Genomic DNA, 15779 nt, shown 5'->3' with positions numbered 1-15779 from the left:
AAGATTCGTTGACGCAAGGGGGGCTGCGGATTTTCCTGTCTGCATAACAAGAGCAGCAGAACGGACCCGAAAATGGGACAGGCATTCTTTCATGCCCCGCATGGCGGGGCGGATTTTCTTGGTATCCGGCAGGCGCGCAACGGGGCGACCGAGATCGTCTATGATGACGGCGTGACGCGGCGCATGGTCTGGCGGGTCGAGGGCGAGGCGCAGGACGGCAAGCTGTCCGACGCGCTGCGCGTGGCGGTGGGCAGCCTGCGGGTTGTGCCAACGCTCTATGACGAGCTGAAGAAGCGCGCGATCTCGGTCGAACGCATCGCGGGCTGATCGCGGCGAAGTGCTTGATTTTGCGGCAGCTGCGGTGCATTCCACCGTCCTGCCGCAACGACGTTCCTTCCTGTCACTTGCGTGACGGTCCGTCTTGCGTCTAAATTTGATCAAAGAACGCGAAGAACGGGCCGACAGGGGGCGCAATGGCATCGAATGGGGGAACGGGCGGCGGAGGCCGCTCCGAGGCGGCGAGTGGCCTGCTTCTGGTCAGCCCGCCGCTGGTCTATGCCGTGCTTCTTCTGGCCGCTCCACTGTTCATGGTGCTGGTCTATTCGCTGTCGCTGCCCGATGGCGGCTTCGGTCTGGGCAACTATGCCGAGGTCTGGTCCGACCGGATCAACCGTCTGCTGATGATGCGCTCTCTGACCGTGTCCATGTCCGTGACGCTGGCCACCGTGCTGCTGGCCTATCCGGTTGCCTACTTCGTCAGCTTCCATGTCAGACCGGAGAAGAAATCGCTCTGGCTGTTCCTGATAACCATTCCGTTCTGGACGAGCTATCTGATCCGCGTTTTCCTGTGGAAGGTGATCCTCGGCTATAACGGGGTGATCAATTCCGGCCTGATCTCGCTGGGGATCATCGACGAGCCGTTGCAGGTGATCAATTACAACGTGCCCGCGCTGGTCATGACGCTGGCCCATGCCTATGCGCCCTTCGCCATCCTGCCGATCTTCGTCGCGCTCGAGAAGATCGACCGCTCCTTCCTCGAGGCGGGGCGCGATCTGGGCGAAAGTCAGTTCATGACCTTCCTGCGGGTGACCTTGCCCCTGTCCATGCCGGGGGTGATCGCGGCGGTGCTGATCGTCTTCATCCCCACGGTGGGCGACTATGTGACGCCCGACCTGATCGGCGGGGGCAAACTGCCCATGATCGCCAACCGGATCGAGGGGACCATGCTGAAGCAGAACAACCGCGAACTGGGGTCGGCGATCGCCGTGTCCGCGATGATGATCGTGGCCTTGGTGAGCATCGTCTTTCTCTTTCTGAACCGCCGGTTCCTGCGGGGTACGAAATGAAGTCGCCCGTCTTCAAAGGCTATGCCATCGCCTATCTGGTCTTCCTTTACGCGCCGATCGTCCTGTTGCCGATCTTTGCCTTCAACGACAGCAAGGTGATCGCCTTTCCGCTGCAGGGCTTTACCACGGCGTGGTTCGGCGAGATGTGGCAGGACACGACGCTGTGGAACGCGGTCCGCAATTCGGTGATCATCTCGGTCTCGGTCGCGGTCTTGTCCACGGTGTTGGGCCTGTTCGCGGCGCGGTCGTCGACGCGGTTCAGATTTCCGGCCAAGGCGGGGATCATGGGGCTGATCATGCTGCCCCTCGTCCTGCCCGAGATGATCGTGGCCATGTCGATGCTGGTCGTGCTGCTGGCGGTGGGGATCGAGCTGTCGATCCTGACCATCATCATGGGCCATGTGCTGATCTGCACGCCCTTTGCCGTGGCGATCCTGTCCTCGGCCTTCCAGTCGCTGGACCAGTCGCTGGAAGAGGCGGCCTATGATCTGGGCGAGACGCCGATTTCCACCTTCTGGCTGATCATCCTGCCCTTGGTGATGCCGGGGATCATCTCGTCCCTGTTGATCTGTTTCACGATCAGTCTGGACGAATTCATCATCGCCTATTTCCTTGGCGGCAACGAGACGGTGCTTTCTGTCTATATCTACGGCCAGTTCCGTTTCCCGGCCAAGGTTCCCGCCATCATGGCGCTGGGGACGATCCTCGTCCTCTTGTCCATCACCCTGCTTGCTACTGCAGAATATTTCCGCCGTCGCGGTATCGCGAAATCGGGCGGCAAGGATACCGGAGGCTTCCTGTGACCACGTCTGACCCCATGATCGAGTTCCGGGACGTCCACAAATATTACGGCGACTATCACGCGCTGCGCGGGATCACCGCGACGATCCGTCCGGGGGAGTTCTTCTCGCTGCTCGGGCCGTCGGGCTGTGGTAAGACCACGCTGCTGCGCACCATCGCGGGGTTCGAGGACATTTCCTCGGGCGCGGTGCTGGTGGACGGGCGCGACATGGCGGGGGTTCCTGCGAACAAGCGTCCGACGAACATGGTGTTCCAGTCCTATGCGATCTTCCCCCACCTGTCGGTGGAAGAGAACGTGGGCTTCGGCCTGCGCCGCGACCCGCGGTCGAAGGAGGAGAAGGCGCGCGCCGTGGGCGAGGCGCTGGAGATGGTGGGGCTGAAGGGATATGGCAAGCGGGCGGCGCATGCCCTGTCGGGCGGGCAGCGGCAGCGCGTGGCGCTGGCGCGGGCGCTGATCCTGAAGCCGAAGGTGCTGCTGCTGGATGAACCCCTGTCGGCGCTGGACAAGAAGATGCGCGAGCAGATGCAGGTGGAGCTGATCCGCCTGCAGCGTCAGGTGGGGATTACCTTCATCCTTGTCACCCACGATCAGGAAGAGGCGCTGGTCATGTCCGACCGGATCGCCGTGATGTTCGAGGGCGAGATCGCGCAGCTGGCCGATCCAGAGACGCTGTATCGCCGTCCGAACAGCCGGAAGGTGGCGGATTTCATCGGGACGATGAACTTCCTGCCCGCCAAGGTGCTGGAGGAAGGCGCGGGCGCGGTGGAGATTGAAGCAGCGGGTTTTGGCCGTATCCATGTCGAGGCGTCGCAGGTGATGGGCGGGGCGACGGCCGAGGGGGCGACGGTGGGCTTCCGGCCCGAGACGCTGACCATCCTTTATGACAGCAGCGCGGCCACGGACCGCGAAAGCATGGCGACCATCGAGGAGGTCGTCTATTTCGGTGACATGACCTATTACGACGTGCGGATCGACGGGACCGAGACGCCGGTGCGGATTTCCATGCGCAACGTCTTTGGCCGTCCTGTTCTGGATCGCGGCGCGCGGGCGCGGGTCGGCTGGTCGCCGGGCGCGCTGGTGCTGTTCCGGTAAGGGCGGGGGCGGTGAAGGCGGGGTGAACCCCGCCTGACGTTGGCGCAAGATTTTTCTGCGAAAAATCTTGCGAACGATCCTTCTGGCGAAGGATCGGGTTCCGGGGTGGCAAACTTTCGCAGAAAGTTTGGCGAAAGGATTTTCGCCAGAAAATCCTTCCGCCTAGCAGTCCGGTGGCAGCAGCCCCAGCCCGCGCAGATAGATGCCTATGCCCGCTTCCAGCAGGTCCTCGGGCGTGAAGGGCGATTTCGCCCCCGGGGCGCCGCGCATGTAGAGTTCCACCACCCCGTGCGACATGGCCCAGACATGGGCAGAAAACATGGTGGCAGGCGGCCTGCGGTCGGGGGGCATCTGGTCCGACAGTTTCTCGGCCGCCCTTTCCAGCACGGCGCGGGCCTTGCCCGCCACCAACGCGAGGTCGGGATGGGCGTTGAAGCTCAACCCGCTTTCGAACATCGCCATGTAATGGCCCGGATATTTGCGCGCGAAGGCAAGGTAGGCGCGGCCCGTCGCCTCGAACGCCGCGAGCGCAGTGGGCTTGCCGTCGTCATAGGCGAATTCCATAAGCGCGGCGAAGATGTCATAGCCCTGCCGCGCCACTTCGGCGATCAGGTCGTCGCGGCCTGCGAAATGGCGGTAGACGGCGGCGGGGGTGACATCGGCGCGTTTCGCCGCCTCGGACAGGGTAAAGCCGGTGGGGCCACGCTCTGCGATCAGGGCAAGCGCCGCATCCACCAGCGCCTGCCGGAGATTGCCGTGGTGGTAGCCGTGTTTCATTCCCTTGGCCTGAGATCTGGTCCGCCGCAGATGGCGGGGTCGGGCTGGCCGATGAGGGCGGCATCCTTGCCCTTGAAGTCGACCGCGTTCAGCACGGTCTGGATGGCTGCGATGCGGGCGCGCTTCTTGTCGTCGGACAGGATCACCGTCCAAGGGGCGAAGGGGAAATGTGACCGTTCCATCGTGTCGTTGATGGCGGTGCAATAGTCGTCCCATTTGCCCAGCCCGTGGATGTCGATGGGCGAGAGTTTCCACTGTTTCAGCGGGTCCCGCTCGCGCGCGAGGAACCGGCGGAGCTGTTCGGCGCGGCCCACTTCCAGCCAGAGTTTTACGAGGGTGATGCCTTCATCCACCAGCATGTGTTCGAATTCGGGGAGTTGGCGGAAGAACTTTTCGCGCTGGTCGGGTGTGCAGAAGCCGAAGACATGTTCGACCATCGCGCGGTTGTACCAGGAGCGGTCGAACATCGCCATTTCCCCCGCGGCGGGCAGCCAGTCCACATAGCGCTGGAAATACCAGCTTGCCGCCTCGCGGTCCGAGGGTTTGGAGAGGGCGACGACGTTGCAGACGCGCGGGTTCAGGTTTTCGCGCATCGTGTCGATGGTGCCGCCCTTGCCTGCCGCGTCGCGGCCCTCGAAGACGACGATCACGCGTTTGCCGGTCGCCTTGATGTCGGCCTGCATCCGGACAAGCTGGCGCTGCAATCCGTCCATCGCGGCGTCATAGGCCTTGCGCTTGATCTCTTCGGCATAGGGGTAGCCGGGGGTGAGGATGTCGTCCTTGCCGGCCTTCTCGATGGCCCTGCGGATCGCCTTGGGGGCGCCCTTTTCGAAGTAACGGGTGATGGCGCCGTCGAAGGGCAGGTCGGTCATGGCATCCTCGCGCTGGTTACGGGGTCGGGCACGGGGCCAGTATGGCGATGCGGGCGGTCAGCGCAATCCGGCGCGGGTGGCGGCGCGGTGGATAGCGGCGATGACGGCGTCGGGATGGGTGTGGTGCGGCATGTGGCCCATGCCGTCGACCAGCACGAGGTTGGCGTCGGGCAGGCTGTCCGACAGGGGAATGGCGTGGATGGAGGCGGGAACGATGGTGTCGGCCGTGCCGTGGAGCAGTTCGACGGGGATGTTCAGGGCGGGGTACTTTTCCGCCATGAGGGTGACATGGGGTTTCAGCCCGCTCACCTGCATGGCGTTGTCGCGCAGCGTGCCGCGCCGCATGGTCAGGGCGGCGCCGACATAATCGGCATAGCCTGCGGGGGCTGCGTCGGGGGCGAAGATGCCGGCGATGACGCTTTGCGCCTGGTCGGGCGAGGCGAAGGCGGTGATGGCGGGGATCACGGTCGCAGCCCCCAGACGGCTGCCCGTCACGGCGTAGAAGGGACCGAGGCCCCCCGGCCAAGGCATGGTCGCGCCCGAGACGATCACCAGCGCCGCCGTATCGGGCGTGTCGGTCAGGCCCCAGGCCATGGCGACCGCGCCGCCATAGCTGTGGCCCAGCACCACGGGGCGTGTGACGCCGAGTTCGTCCGCCGCCTTCTGCAACAGCCGCGCCTGCAACAGCGGGCTGACCCCGTCGGGGCCGAGGCTCTCGCTCCAGCCCAGACCGGGGCGGTCGAAGGCGATGACGCGATAATCCCGCGCCAGACGGTCGACGAGCGAGAAGGTGAAGTCACGCGTGTTGCCGCTGGCGCCGTGGATCAGGACGAGGTCCGGCCCGATGCCCTGCACATGGGCGTGGACCTTGATGCCCTGCACGTCGATGATCCGGCCCGTGGGGGGGAAGGCGGCTTCGGCCGTCATCTCGCGCGCGGTGGCGCGGCGGTCGGTCAGAAGCGCGCAACCGCCGATGGCGGTTGCGGCAATCAGGATGCTAAGTGCCAATCTCGGCGATCTCATATGGCGTGGACTGGTAAATCTCGTTGATCCAGTTGCCATATAGAAGGTGGGCGTGGCTTCTCCACCGGTTCAGGGGGGGCATCGCGGGATTGTCATCGGGGTAATAGTTCAGCGGCACGTTGATCGGTGTGCCGTTGGCGATGTCGCGGTCATATTCCTGTTTCAGCGTGTCGCTGTCATATTCGAAATGGTTGAAGATATAGAGCGCGCGGTGGCCCGCATCCTCGACCAGACAGGGGCCAACCTCTTCGGAGCCGAGCAGCGTGCGCAGGCCCGCGCGGGCGTCAATCTCGTCCTGCCGCATCTCGGTCCAGCGGCTGACGGGGATGACGAAATCATCCGAGAAGCCACGCAGATAGGGCGAGGTGGGGGCGAGGTTCCTGTGCCGGAAGCAGCCGAAGGCCTTTTTCGGCAGCATGTGTTTCTTCACCCCGTGGAAATGGTTGATCATCGCCATGCCGCCCCAGCAGACGCCGAAGGTGGATTGAACATTGGTCTGGGTCCAGTCGAAGACCTGACACAGCTCGTCCCAATAGGTCACCTCCTCGAAGGGCAGGTGTTCGATGGGGGCGCCGGTGATGATCAGGCCGTCGAACTTCTCTCCCTTCACCTCCTGGAAGGGGCGGTAGAAGGTTTCCATATGTTCGGCGGCGGTGTTGCGGGTCTGGTGTTCCGTCATGCGGATCAGATGCAGGTCGATCTGCAACGGCGTGGCCCCGATCAGGCGGGCGAACTGGTTTTCCGTCTGGATCTTCTTGGGCATCAGGTTCAGCAGGCCGATGCGCAGGGGCCGGATGTCCTGCCGCGCCGCCCGTTCCGGCGACATGACCATGACGCCTTCGTTCCGCAGAACGTCATAGGCGGGCAGGGTCTCGGGCAGGGTGATGGGCATGGGATCCTCTGTCAGGTCAGGGGCGGTGAGGTAATGGCAAAGAGCAGCAGGTTCAAGTCGCGCGGTGGCGGTCGATAGCGGCAGCGATAAGGTCGGCGAAACCGGCGGGATTGCGGATCGTGGCCACCTCCTCGGCGGTGACGGTCACGCCCCAGTCGGCCATGGCGGCATAGCGCGGCTGGCGGTGGTTCAGGATGCGCGCATAGCCGAAGCGCAGGAAGGCATCGGGGTCGACCTTTTCGGCGGGCTGGCCTTGCAGGGCGAGATATTCTTCCCAGAGCGTGGCAAGGAAGTCGGGCTGGTAATAGATCGGCTTGGGGGCCTTGTCGAAGCGGCGGATCAATTCGTCGCGGTGCGCGTCCGAGCCCTTGATCCAGACCATCAGCAACCGCTCCGACAGCGCGCGCATCACGGGATCGTCCGGATCGGCGGGGTCCACCACCTCGCAGATCGAACCGCCGCTATCGCAGACGAAGTTGTCATAGCCGTAGATGTCATGCGCGCGGTCGATGAAGCGCGTGGTGTCCAGCAGCGCCGCGATCTCGGCCTCGCGGTGCTGGGCCTGACGCTTGCAATATTCGGCGAAGGGGACGCCGCCGCGCGCGGGATCACCCGGCTTGCCCAGATAGGTGGAGAGGGGGGCAAGATTGTCGAAGGTGATGTTCGAGGCGATGTAGACGCTGTCGGTCATCAGCAATTCGCGCAGGAGCGGGACCTTCATCGCCTCGCGCTTGAAGTTGTCGGCGATGTATTCGCCCATGTAGCGGGTGCCGATGCGGTAATCGACGGAATAGTGGAACCAGCCGCCGCCCTGATCCTTGGGCGCGTCGCGCAGGAGGTTCGAGAGGTGCGTCTTGCCCAGCCCCGACATGCCGAAGAGCACCACCCGCTTTTCCTTGGCCGCGCGGAACTCTGCGCCGGTCTGGTAGATCATCACCCGTCCCCCGTTTGTCTGGCGCGATGATTAGCCAAGGGTGCGGGGGAATTCACGCGGAAAATGGCAAAAGGCCCCGCGCAGGGGCGGGGCCTTTTGGGATGTGTCGTAGCGGCGTTAGAAGGAGTAGCCTATCCGCAGGCCGACGCCGACCGCCTTTCCGTCCGACCAAGAGATCGGGCCTCCAAGGAAGGTATCACCCAGCTTGGCGTAGGTTACCCCGCCTGTAATCTTCAAGGTGTCCTGGGTGTAGGTCGCCCCGACCGTTATGCTCTTGCTGCCCGTATAGGGAGCGAGAGCGGTGGTCGTGGGCTTTGTACCCTCGGCCTCATAACCGATGGAAACTGCGCCCGACCAGTTGTCGTTGAATTTGCGACCAATACCAAGCGTGTAGGTGGTCGTATTGTCCGTGAAACTCGCATAGGCCAGCGTTGGGGTGGTCAGGTTGAACCCTGCCCAGCGCACATGGCGGATCGAGCCGAAAAGCAGCGTGTCCTTCGCGATTCCCGACTGAAAGTCGAGATTGACGCTCTCCGGCGTAGTGACCGTGAAGGACGTCGCCGCGGACGATACAGGGGGGATCAATACTGTTTCGGTACCGGTGAGTTCGTTGTCGATCTCGGAATTGTACGTCACCGCGACGCGAAGTGCGATGTCCGGAATCTCGTAGGCAGCGCCGACGACGTACCCGAGGTCATAACCGCTTTCCGCGACAAGACGTTGCGAGGTCTGGATCGAACCCGAAAGCTTCTGTGCTCGCAGGCCGCCATGGACGCTGAAACCGCTGCCGGTTTCATACCGTCCGACCATGGTGACGGCTTGACTTTCGACCGTCGCGAAAGACCCAAGGAAGGGCGCTCCGGCAGGATATTGCACGGCAGCACCGTAGGGTTCGTCATAGATTACGGTCAGGCTGAAATTCTCGTCAAACTGGCGCTTGTAGGTCAGTCCGAGCAGCGAGTAATCCAAGAGGGGATTGCCGCCCGTCGACGTATTAGTACTCGGCGTGATCGATCCGTATGAAAGCTGGAAGAAGTTGCCCGTTTGCCCGGTCTTCTCGAAGATCGTACCGATCGATTGACCGGAGCGGTCGATGCCGCCGGCCTGTGCTGCCATCGTGCCTGCTGCCAGCACCAACGTTGCACCCATTACTGTCTTGATAACTGTCATATCCCCAAACTCCTCCCGGACCCATCCCCACGGGCCCATCTTTCTTAACGCTAGGTTCGGGCAGATTTGAGGTCAATTCATGACGCGGCGTCACGGATTTGTGAATTCGCGACTGTGGCAGACTTGCGCGTCTCGGCGCGGATGTTGATCCAGTTGCCCGCAAAGATGACCAGCGCGCCCAGCAGGACGAGCGGGTCGAGCGGTTCGGAATAGAGCATCACCCCCACCACCGCGATCACCGGCAGGCGGATGAAGTCGACGGGAACCACATAGCTGGCCGGGGCGAGCGAAAGGGCCGTGGTCAGGCAGGTATGGGCCAGAAGCCCGCAGAAGCCGATCAGGGCCAGCCACGGCAGGGTTGCGGCGGTAGGCAGGGTGACGACCCCGTCATGGCCCGCCATGACGGCACCGAAGCAGCCTTGCATCAAGGTCAGCCAGAACAGGATGGACACAATGCTTTCCCCCCGCGTCAGGCGCTTTGTCATCAGCGTCGTCGCGGCAAAGCAGACCGCCGATCCGGCGGCGGCAAGCACGCCCGCATCCAGCGCCGCGAAATCGGGGCGGGCCACGATCAGGATGCCCACGAAACCAAGGCCCGCCGCAATGAGGCGGGGGCGGGTCAGACGCTCGCCCAGAACCAGCGGCGAGAGCAGGATCACCCAGATGGGCGAGGTGAATTCCAGCGCGAAGACCTGCGCCAGCGGGATCATGGTCAGCGACCAGAACCACAGGTTCTGCCCCGAGAAGTGGAAGAGGTTGCGGACAAGATGTTGTGCCATCCGGTCGCGCCGGACCTCTCGCAACCGACCGAGCGAGCCGGCAACGGCAAGGACCAGCGCGAAGCCTACAACCGAGCGCCACATCATGATCTCGAACGTGTCATGCGCGTCGGCCACGGCGCGGCCAGCAATCGCCATCGCCGTGAAGGAGAAGATCGCGCCGGACATCCACAGCGCGGCGGCAAGGGGGCGATGGGTGGTCATGGCGGCACTGTCGGTCTGGTGCGGGCGATTGTCCAGCCCCGCAACCTGTCAGGCGTGGTGCCGACACAGCATCAGCGCCGGGACCAAGCAGGGAAAGGCAGAGTGGCAGGGCGGTCGGACAGCCTCTGACCGGTTCCACCATGAAGCCGGTTGCACCGAAGACGCGCCGCACTGGCGGGACGGGCGCAAGCAGCAGACGGGCGCGCTGGCCTCAGGGGCGGACGATGGCGCGGATCTCGCCCGGCGGGGCGGGGGCGATGATTGCGGCTGCGGCCTCTTCCAGCGGCAGGATGCGCGAGATGACCGGGTCGATGCGGATCGCCCCCGTGGCGATCATGCGGGCGGCGCGGTCCTGCGTGAAGGGGTTGATGAAGGAGGAAAGGAGCTGCACCTCGCGGAACAGAAGGTCGAAGGGTTCGATCCGCACGGTCTGGCCCGCAGGCAGGACGCCGAGGATCACGACGCGCCCGCCCGAACGGGTCAGTCGCGGGGCGCATTCCACCGTGTCGGTGACGCCCGCGCATTCGATCACCAGATCCGCCCCCTTGGGCCAGAGCGCGCGGGCCTCTTCCTCGGTCGCGGCAGTGATGGCGGCGCCCAGGCTGCGGCCGAGCGCCTGTTTCGCGGGGGAACGGGTGAGCAGCATCACCTCGGACCCCGCGGCGACGCAGAGTTGCAGCGCCAGCATGCCGATGACGCCGCCGCCGAGGATGAGGGCGCGCTCGCCCGCTTTCGGCGCGCCCATGTCGACGCCGTGGATCGTGCAGGCCAGCGGTTCGCAAAAGGCGCCGTGCAGCGGGTCGAGGTCGGCGGGGAGGGGGTGGGCCTTGTGGGCGGGATAGGCGCAGAATTCGGCAAAGCCGCCGTCGCGGTGGATGCCGGTCGCCACGTTGTTCAGGCAGAGGTTCACCCGCCCGCGCAGGCAATTCTCGCAGGTGCCGCACCATGTGTTGGGATCGCAGGTGACGCGGGTGCCTTCGGGGATCGACACGCCCGCGCCGCGGCCTACGACGATGCCGGAGAATTCATGCCCCAGCGTGAGGGGCGGTTTTGACGGGAATTCCCCGTGCAGGAGGTGGCGGTCGGTGCCGCAGATGCCGCAGGCTTCGACCTGTACCAGAACCTCGCCCGCCGCTGGGACGGGGACGGGGACATCGACGGTGCGGATGTCATTTATGGCGAAAAGGCGTGTGGCGCGCATGTGCTGTTCCCCCCGGCTCGCATTGGGGCGCAAAGCGGGGGCTTTCGTCAATCCCGCAGTTCCTCGACCCGGAAGTCGCGCAGGATGTGGCGGGTGGCGGCGAACCACGCGCTTTCGCGGGTGCGGGACTGGTGGGCGTCGAAGGCGGCGCGGTCTCGGAAGGATTCGCGCACGTCGAAGATCAGGGGATCGTCGGTGTCGTCGATGGTGAAGGAGAGGCAGCCCGCTTCGGCCAGCGTTGCCTGAATGTGGGCGGGGCGGTGGAGGAGCACGGCGGCGCGCTCCTCCCCGGTCATGCAGACAAGGCGGCCGGAGAGGCGGATCATTCCAGTTCGATCGTTCCCGGCGGTTTTGATGTACAGTCGTAGAAGACGCGGTTAACCCCTTGGACTTCATTGATGATCCGGGTTGCCGTCTCGCCAAGGAAGTCATGGGTGAAGGGGTAGTAATCCGCCGTCATGCCATCGACCGAGGTCACGGCGCGCAGGGCCAGCGCGTAGTCATACGTGCGCCCGTCGCCCATCACGCCCACGGTGCGCATGGGCAGGATCGCGGCGAAGGCTTGCCAGATCTCGTCGTAAAGCCCGTGCTTGCGGATCTGGTCGATATAGACGGCATCGGCGCGGCGCAGGATGTCGAGTTTCTCGCGCGTGATCTCGCCCGGGCAACGGATCGCAAGGCCGGGGCCGGGGAAGGGGTGGCGGCCGATGAAGGCATCGGGCAGGCCGAGTTCGCGACCCAGTGCGCGGACTTCGTCCTTGAAGAGTTCGCGCAGGGGTTCGACAAGCTTCATCCCCATCTTTTCCGGCAGGCCGCCCACGTTGTGATGCGACTTGATGGTGACGGAGGGGCCGCCCGAGAAGGAGACGGATTCGATCACGTCGGGGTAGAGCGTGCCTTGCGCGAGGAAGGTCGCGCCGCCAACGGATTTGGCATGTTTTTCAAAGACCTCGATGAAGAGCCGACCGATGGTCTTGCGTTTCACCTCGGGGTCGGAGATGCCTTCGAGCGCGCCGAGGAAGAGGTCGCTTTCATCCGCATGGATCAGCGGCATGTTGTAATGGTCGCGGAACATGGTGACGACCTGTTCCGCCTCGCCCAGCCGCAGAAGGCCGTGATCGACGAAGACGCAGGTGAGCTGGTCCCCGATCGCCTCGTGGATCAGGACCGCCGCGACGGAGCTGTCGACGCCGCCCGAGAGGCCGCAGATGACCTTTTGGTCGCCCACCTGTTCGCGGATCTTGCGGATGGCCTCTTCGCGGTAGGCGCCCATCGTCCAGTCGCCCTTGAAGCCGGCCAGCCGGACGAAGTTCTCGTAGAGCTTTGCGCCCTTGGGGGTGTGGTGCACCTCGGGGTGGAACTGGACGGCGTAGAAGTGCCGTTCGGGGTTCGCGGTGATGGCGAAGGGGGCGTTGGGCGAGGTGCCGAGAACCTGGAATCCAGGTGCGATTTCAGAGACATGGTCGCCATGGCTCATCCAGACCTGCTCGCGCCCGCCGTTGCCGTCATCGGTGTCGAACCAGCCTGACAGGATCGGGTGGGTGGTGGCGGTCGGGGTGACGTAGGCGCGGCCGAATTCGGCGGTGCCGTGGCCGCGTTCGACCTTGCCGCCGAGGCAGTGCATCATGACCTGCTGGCCGTAGCAGATGCCGAGGATCGGCACGCCAAGGTCGAAAACCCCTGCTGGCGGCATCGGCGCGCCTTCGGTGAAGACCGAGGCGGGGCCGCCGGAGAAGATCACCGCCCTGGGAGCGAAGGCCGTGAGGAAGGCGTCGTCCACGCGGTTGAAAGGGTGGATTTCGCAATAGACGTTCAACTCGCGCAGGCGACGGGCGATGAGCTGCGTCACCTGGCTGCCGAAGTCGATGATCAGGAGGCGGTCATGGGAGGTCTGGGTCATGCGCCCGCGTAGCCTTATGCGGCGGAATCTTCAAGAGGCGGGATCGGGGGGCGCGGGGCGGAGCGCCCAAGGGGTTGCGCGCGCTGGGTTTATTTCCGGCGAGGGCAGCGGGGAAGAGGACCGGTGGCTGTGCCGATGGCTGTACCGCAGGCTGTACATACGCGCGGCGGGGTCGGGGGGCGTTAACTTTTCCGGCGCGCGGGATTCGCGCGGCGCGGGTGGAGGGGCGCGCGGGTTGTGGGCGGGAATGCCGTTCGGCGTGCCGCTCAGGGGGGCGCCATGTTGCGCGGGCACGGGGGGGCGTGTATCACGCGACTGGATATGCCACTTGCGCGGAGGACGGAATGCGTCGGGTCGTTGTCACGGGTCTGGGGATGGTCACGCCGCTGGCTTGCGGGGTGGAGGAAACCTGGAGCCGTCTGCTGGCGGGGAAATCCGGCGCGGGGCCGATCACGCGCTTTGATGCGTCCAATGTCGTGACGCAATATGCCTGCGAGATCCCGTTCGGGGATGGCAGCGACGGCACCTTCAATCCCGATGACTGGATGGAGCCCAAGGATCGCCGCAAGGTGGATGACTTCATCCTCTATGGCATGGCCGCGGCCGAGCAGGCGGTGCGGGATTCGGGCTGGATGCCAGAGGACGAGGAAGGCCGGTTGCGCACGGGCGTGATGATCGGGTCGGGGATCGGGGGGTTGACCTCGATCGCCGAGACGGCGGTGCTGATCAAGGAGAAGGGGCCGAAGCGGGTGTCGCCCTTCTTCATCCCCGGCGCGCTGATCAACCTGATCTCGGGGCAGGTGTCGATCCGGTTCGGCTTCAAGGGGCCGAACCATGCGGTGGTGACGGCCTGTTCCACGGGGGCCCATGCCATTGGCGACGCGGCGCGGCTGATCCAGTGGGGCGATGCGGATGTGATGGTCGCGGGCGGAGCGGAAAGCCCCATCAGCGAGATCGGGATTGCGGGGTTCAACGCCTGCAAGGCGCTGTCGACCAAGCGGGCGGATGATCCGGCCAAGGCAAGCCGTCCCTACGACGCGGACCGCGACGGGTTCGTCATGGGCGAGGGCGCGGGTGTGGTCGTGCTGGAGGAATACGAGCACGCCAAGGCGCGGGGCGCGAAGATTTACGCTGAAGTGCTGGGCTATGGCCTGTCGGGCGATGCCTATCACATCACGGCGCCGTCCGAGGATGGCGACGGGGGCTTCCGGTCGATGTCTGCCGCGCTGAAGCGGGCGGGGCTGCAACCTTCGGATATCGATTACATCAACGCGCATGGCACGAGCACCATGGCGGATACCATCGAGCTGGGCGCGGTGGAGCGGCTGATGGGGGATGCGGCGGGCAAGGCCACCATGTCGTCGACCAAGTCGTCCATCGGGCATCTTCTGGGCGCGGCGGGCGCGGTGGAGGCGATCTTCTGCGTGCTGGCGATCCGTGACCAGATCGCGCCGCCGACGATCAATCTGGACAATCCGGCGGTGCAGCCGAAGCTGGACCTTGCGCCGAACAAGGCGGTGAAGCGGAAGATCGACGTGGCGCTGTCCAATTCCTTCGGCTTTGGCGGGACGAATGCGAGCCTCGTGCTGGGCAAGGTGGCGGGCTGATGTGGCGGTCGGTCGCCTCGAACGCGCTGACGCTGTTCATCGTTCTGCTGGTCGCGGCGGCGGGCCTGCTGGCCTGGGGGCGCGAGCAGTTCACGGGGCCGGGGCCGTTGACGCAGGCGATCTGTTTCCGCGTGGAGCGGGGGGCGTCGCTGTCGGCGGTGAGCCGCGCGCTGGAGGAGCAGGGCGCGGTCAGTGATGCGCGCATCTTCCGGATCGGGGCGGAGTATTCCGGCAAGGCGGACGGGTTGAAATTCGGCTCGTACCTTGTCATGCCCGGCCAGTCGATGGCGCAGGTGCTGGAAAGCGTGACGGTGGGCGGGCAGTCGACCTGTGGCCGCGAGGTGAATTACCGCATTTCGGTGGCGAGTGCCGAGGTGGTGCTGCGCGAGCTGGACCCCGAGACCAACCGCTATGTCGATGTGGTGAAGTTCGATCCCGCCGCCGAGGCGGTGCCTGCGGAATATCTGGATGTGGCCGAGGCGGATGATATCCGCTGGCGGGTGACGCTGGCCGAAGGGGTGACAAGCTGGCAGGTGGTGGATTCGCTGCGGCGGGCTGAGTTCCTGACGGGCGAGATCGCAGAGGTGCCGCCCGAGGGGTCGCTGGCGCCGGACAGTTACGAGGTGGAGCGGGGCGCGGACCGTGCGGCGCTGCTGGGCCAGATGGCCGAGCGGCAGGCGGCGACCTTGGCCGAGCTTTGGGCGGCGCGGGCCGAGGGGCTGCCTTACGAGACGCCGGAGGAGGCGCTGATCATGGCGTCGATCGTCGAGAAGGAGACGGGGATCGCCGAGGAACGCAAGCGTGTGGCGAGCGTGTTCATCAACCGTCTGGCGCAGGGGATGCGGCTGCAGACGGACCCGACGGTGATCTATGGCATTACCAAGGGCGAGGGCGTGCTGGGGCGCGGGCTGCGGCAGAGCGAGCTGCGCCGCGAGACGCCCTATAACACCTATGTCATCGACGGGATGCCGCCGACGCCGATTGCCAATCCCGGGCGGCTGTCCATCGAGGCGGCGCTGAACCCCGAGACGACGGACCTGTTGTATTTCGTGGCGGATGGCAGCGGGGGCCATGCCTTTGCCCGCACTCTGGCCGAGCATAACGAGAACGTGGCGCGCTGGCGCGAGATCGAGCGGCAGCAGGGCGAGGATGGCGCGGGCGGTGTGCAGGACTGATTGAC

The 15779-nt window shown here is 65.0% G+C and carries 16 protein-coding genes; 6 read left to right on the top strand and 10 right to left on the bottom strand.

The genetic code is table 11. The features are described 5' to 3' along the window. The first annotated feature begins 72 nt into the window (after window positions 1-72). From GU927_RS00385 to GU927_RS00370, 4 genes are all read left to right on the top strand, one after another. Window positions 73-327: a hypothetical protein gene (locus tag GU927_RS00385; protein WP_161760223.1), complete on the top strand. Its 255-nt coding sequence runs from the start codon at window positions 73-75 to the stop codon at window positions 325-327. A 146-nt stretch (window positions 328-473) separates the two neighbouring features. Further along, window positions 474-1346, top strand: coding sequence for an ABC transporter permease (locus GU927_RS00380; protein ID WP_161760222.1), 873 nt, complete (start codon window positions 474-476; stop codon window positions 1344-1346). Continuing rightward, entirely contained in the window at window positions 1343-2149 is an 807-nt protein-coding gene (locus tag GU927_RS00375) for an ABC transporter permease (RefSeq protein WP_161760221.1), read from the top strand. The genes GU927_RS00380 and GU927_RS00375 overlap by 4 nt, the downstream gene beginning before the upstream one ends. A gap of 14 nt (window positions 2150-2163) precedes the next feature. Further along, the gene (locus tag GU927_RS00370) at window positions 2164-3240 is read left to right on the top strand and encodes an ABC transporter ATP-binding protein (RefSeq protein WP_161760729.1); all 1077 of its coding nucleotides are present in this window, start codon (window positions 2164-2166) and stop codon (window positions 3238-3240) included. A gap of 162 nt (window positions 3241-3402) precedes the next feature. Here the strand turns inward: GU927_RS00370 and GU927_RS00365 are convergent, their stop codons facing one another. The 10 genes from GU927_RS00365 to guaA all read right to left on the bottom strand — a co-directional run bounded on the left by GU927_RS00365 (window position 3403) and on the right by guaA (window position 12992). Further along, the gene (locus GU927_RS00365; protein ID WP_161760220.1) at window positions 3403-4017 is read right to left on the bottom strand and encodes a TetR/AcrR family transcriptional regulator; all 615 of its coding nucleotides are present in this window, start codon (window positions 4015-4017) and stop codon (window positions 3403-3405) included. Then, entirely contained in the window at window positions 4014-4889 is an 876-nt protein-coding gene (ppk2, locus tag GU927_RS00360; RefSeq protein ID WP_161760219.1) for a polyphosphate kinase 2, read from the bottom strand. Before ppk2 ends, GU927_RS00365 begins: the two co-directional genes overlap by 4 nt. A gap of 57 nt (window positions 4890-4946) precedes the next feature. After that, window positions 4947-5912, bottom strand: coding sequence for an alpha/beta fold hydrolase (locus GU927_RS00355; RefSeq protein WP_161760218.1), 966 nt, complete (start codon window positions 5910-5912; stop codon window positions 4947-4949). Then, on the bottom strand, window positions 5887-6804 hold the full coding sequence (metA, locus tag GU927_RS00350) for a homoserine O-acetyltransferase MetA (RefSeq protein WP_161760217.1): 918 nt from the start codon (window positions 6802-6804) through the stop codon (window positions 5887-5889). Before metA ends, GU927_RS00355 begins: the two co-directional genes overlap by 26 nt. A gap of 52 nt (window positions 6805-6856) precedes the next feature. Then, window positions 6857-7738, bottom strand: a complete 882-nt coding sequence (locus tag GU927_RS00345) for an ATPase (protein WP_161760216.1) — start codon at window positions 7736-7738, stop codon at window positions 6857-6859. Between the two features lie 117 nt (window positions 7739-7855). Further along, window positions 7856-8908: a hypothetical protein gene (locus GU927_RS00340; protein ID WP_161760215.1), complete on the bottom strand. Its 1053-nt coding sequence runs from the start codon at window positions 8906-8908 to the stop codon at window positions 7856-7858. A 77-nt stretch (window positions 8909-8985) separates the two neighbouring features. Continuing rightward, window positions 8986-9891, bottom strand: a complete 906-nt coding sequence (locus GU927_RS00335; protein ID WP_217765491.1) for a DMT family transporter — start codon at window positions 9889-9891, stop codon at window positions 8986-8988. A gap of 211 nt (window positions 9892-10102) precedes the next feature. Then, window positions 10103-11092 (bottom strand): zinc-dependent alcohol dehydrogenase family protein, encoded by a 990-nt coding sequence (locus GU927_RS00330; protein WP_161760214.1) that lies wholly within the window; start codon window positions 11090-11092, stop codon window positions 10103-10105. A gap of 47 nt (window positions 11093-11139) precedes the next feature. Then, window positions 11140-11418, bottom strand: a complete 279-nt coding sequence (locus GU927_RS00325) for a putative quinol monooxygenase (protein WP_161760213.1) — start codon at window positions 11416-11418, stop codon at window positions 11140-11142. After that, entirely contained in the window at window positions 11415-12992 is a 1578-nt protein-coding gene (gene guaA / locus GU927_RS00320) for a glutamine-hydrolyzing GMP synthase (RefSeq protein ID WP_161760212.1), read from the bottom strand. Before guaA ends, GU927_RS00325 begins: the two co-directional genes overlap by 4 nt. 344 nt (window positions 12993-13336) lie before the next feature. Here guaA and fabF point away from each other — a divergent pair, with 344 nt between their 5' ends. Both fabF and mltG read left to right on the top strand, forming a co-directional pair. Then, window positions 13337-14599: a beta-ketoacyl-ACP synthase II gene (gene fabF, locus GU927_RS00315; protein ID WP_161760211.1), complete on the top strand. Its 1263-nt coding sequence runs from the start codon at window positions 13337-13339 to the stop codon at window positions 14597-14599. After that, window positions 14599-15774, top strand: a complete 1176-nt coding sequence (mltG, locus tag GU927_RS00310; RefSeq protein ID WP_161760210.1) for an endolytic transglycosylase MltG — start codon at window positions 14599-14601, stop codon at window positions 15772-15774. Before fabF ends, mltG begins: the two co-directional genes overlap by 1 nt. The last annotated feature ends 5 nt before the right edge of the window (window positions 15775-15779 follow it).

It is taken from the genome of Paragemmobacter amnigenus (assembly GCF_009908265.2).
GTDB classification, from domain to species: Bacteria; Pseudomonadota; Alphaproteobacteria; order Rhodobacterales; family Rhodobacteraceae; genus Paragemmobacter; species Paragemmobacter amnigenus.
The sequence above is the reverse complement of the archived record's forward strand: the minus strand, read 5'-3'. Positions and strand labels throughout refer to the sequence as shown.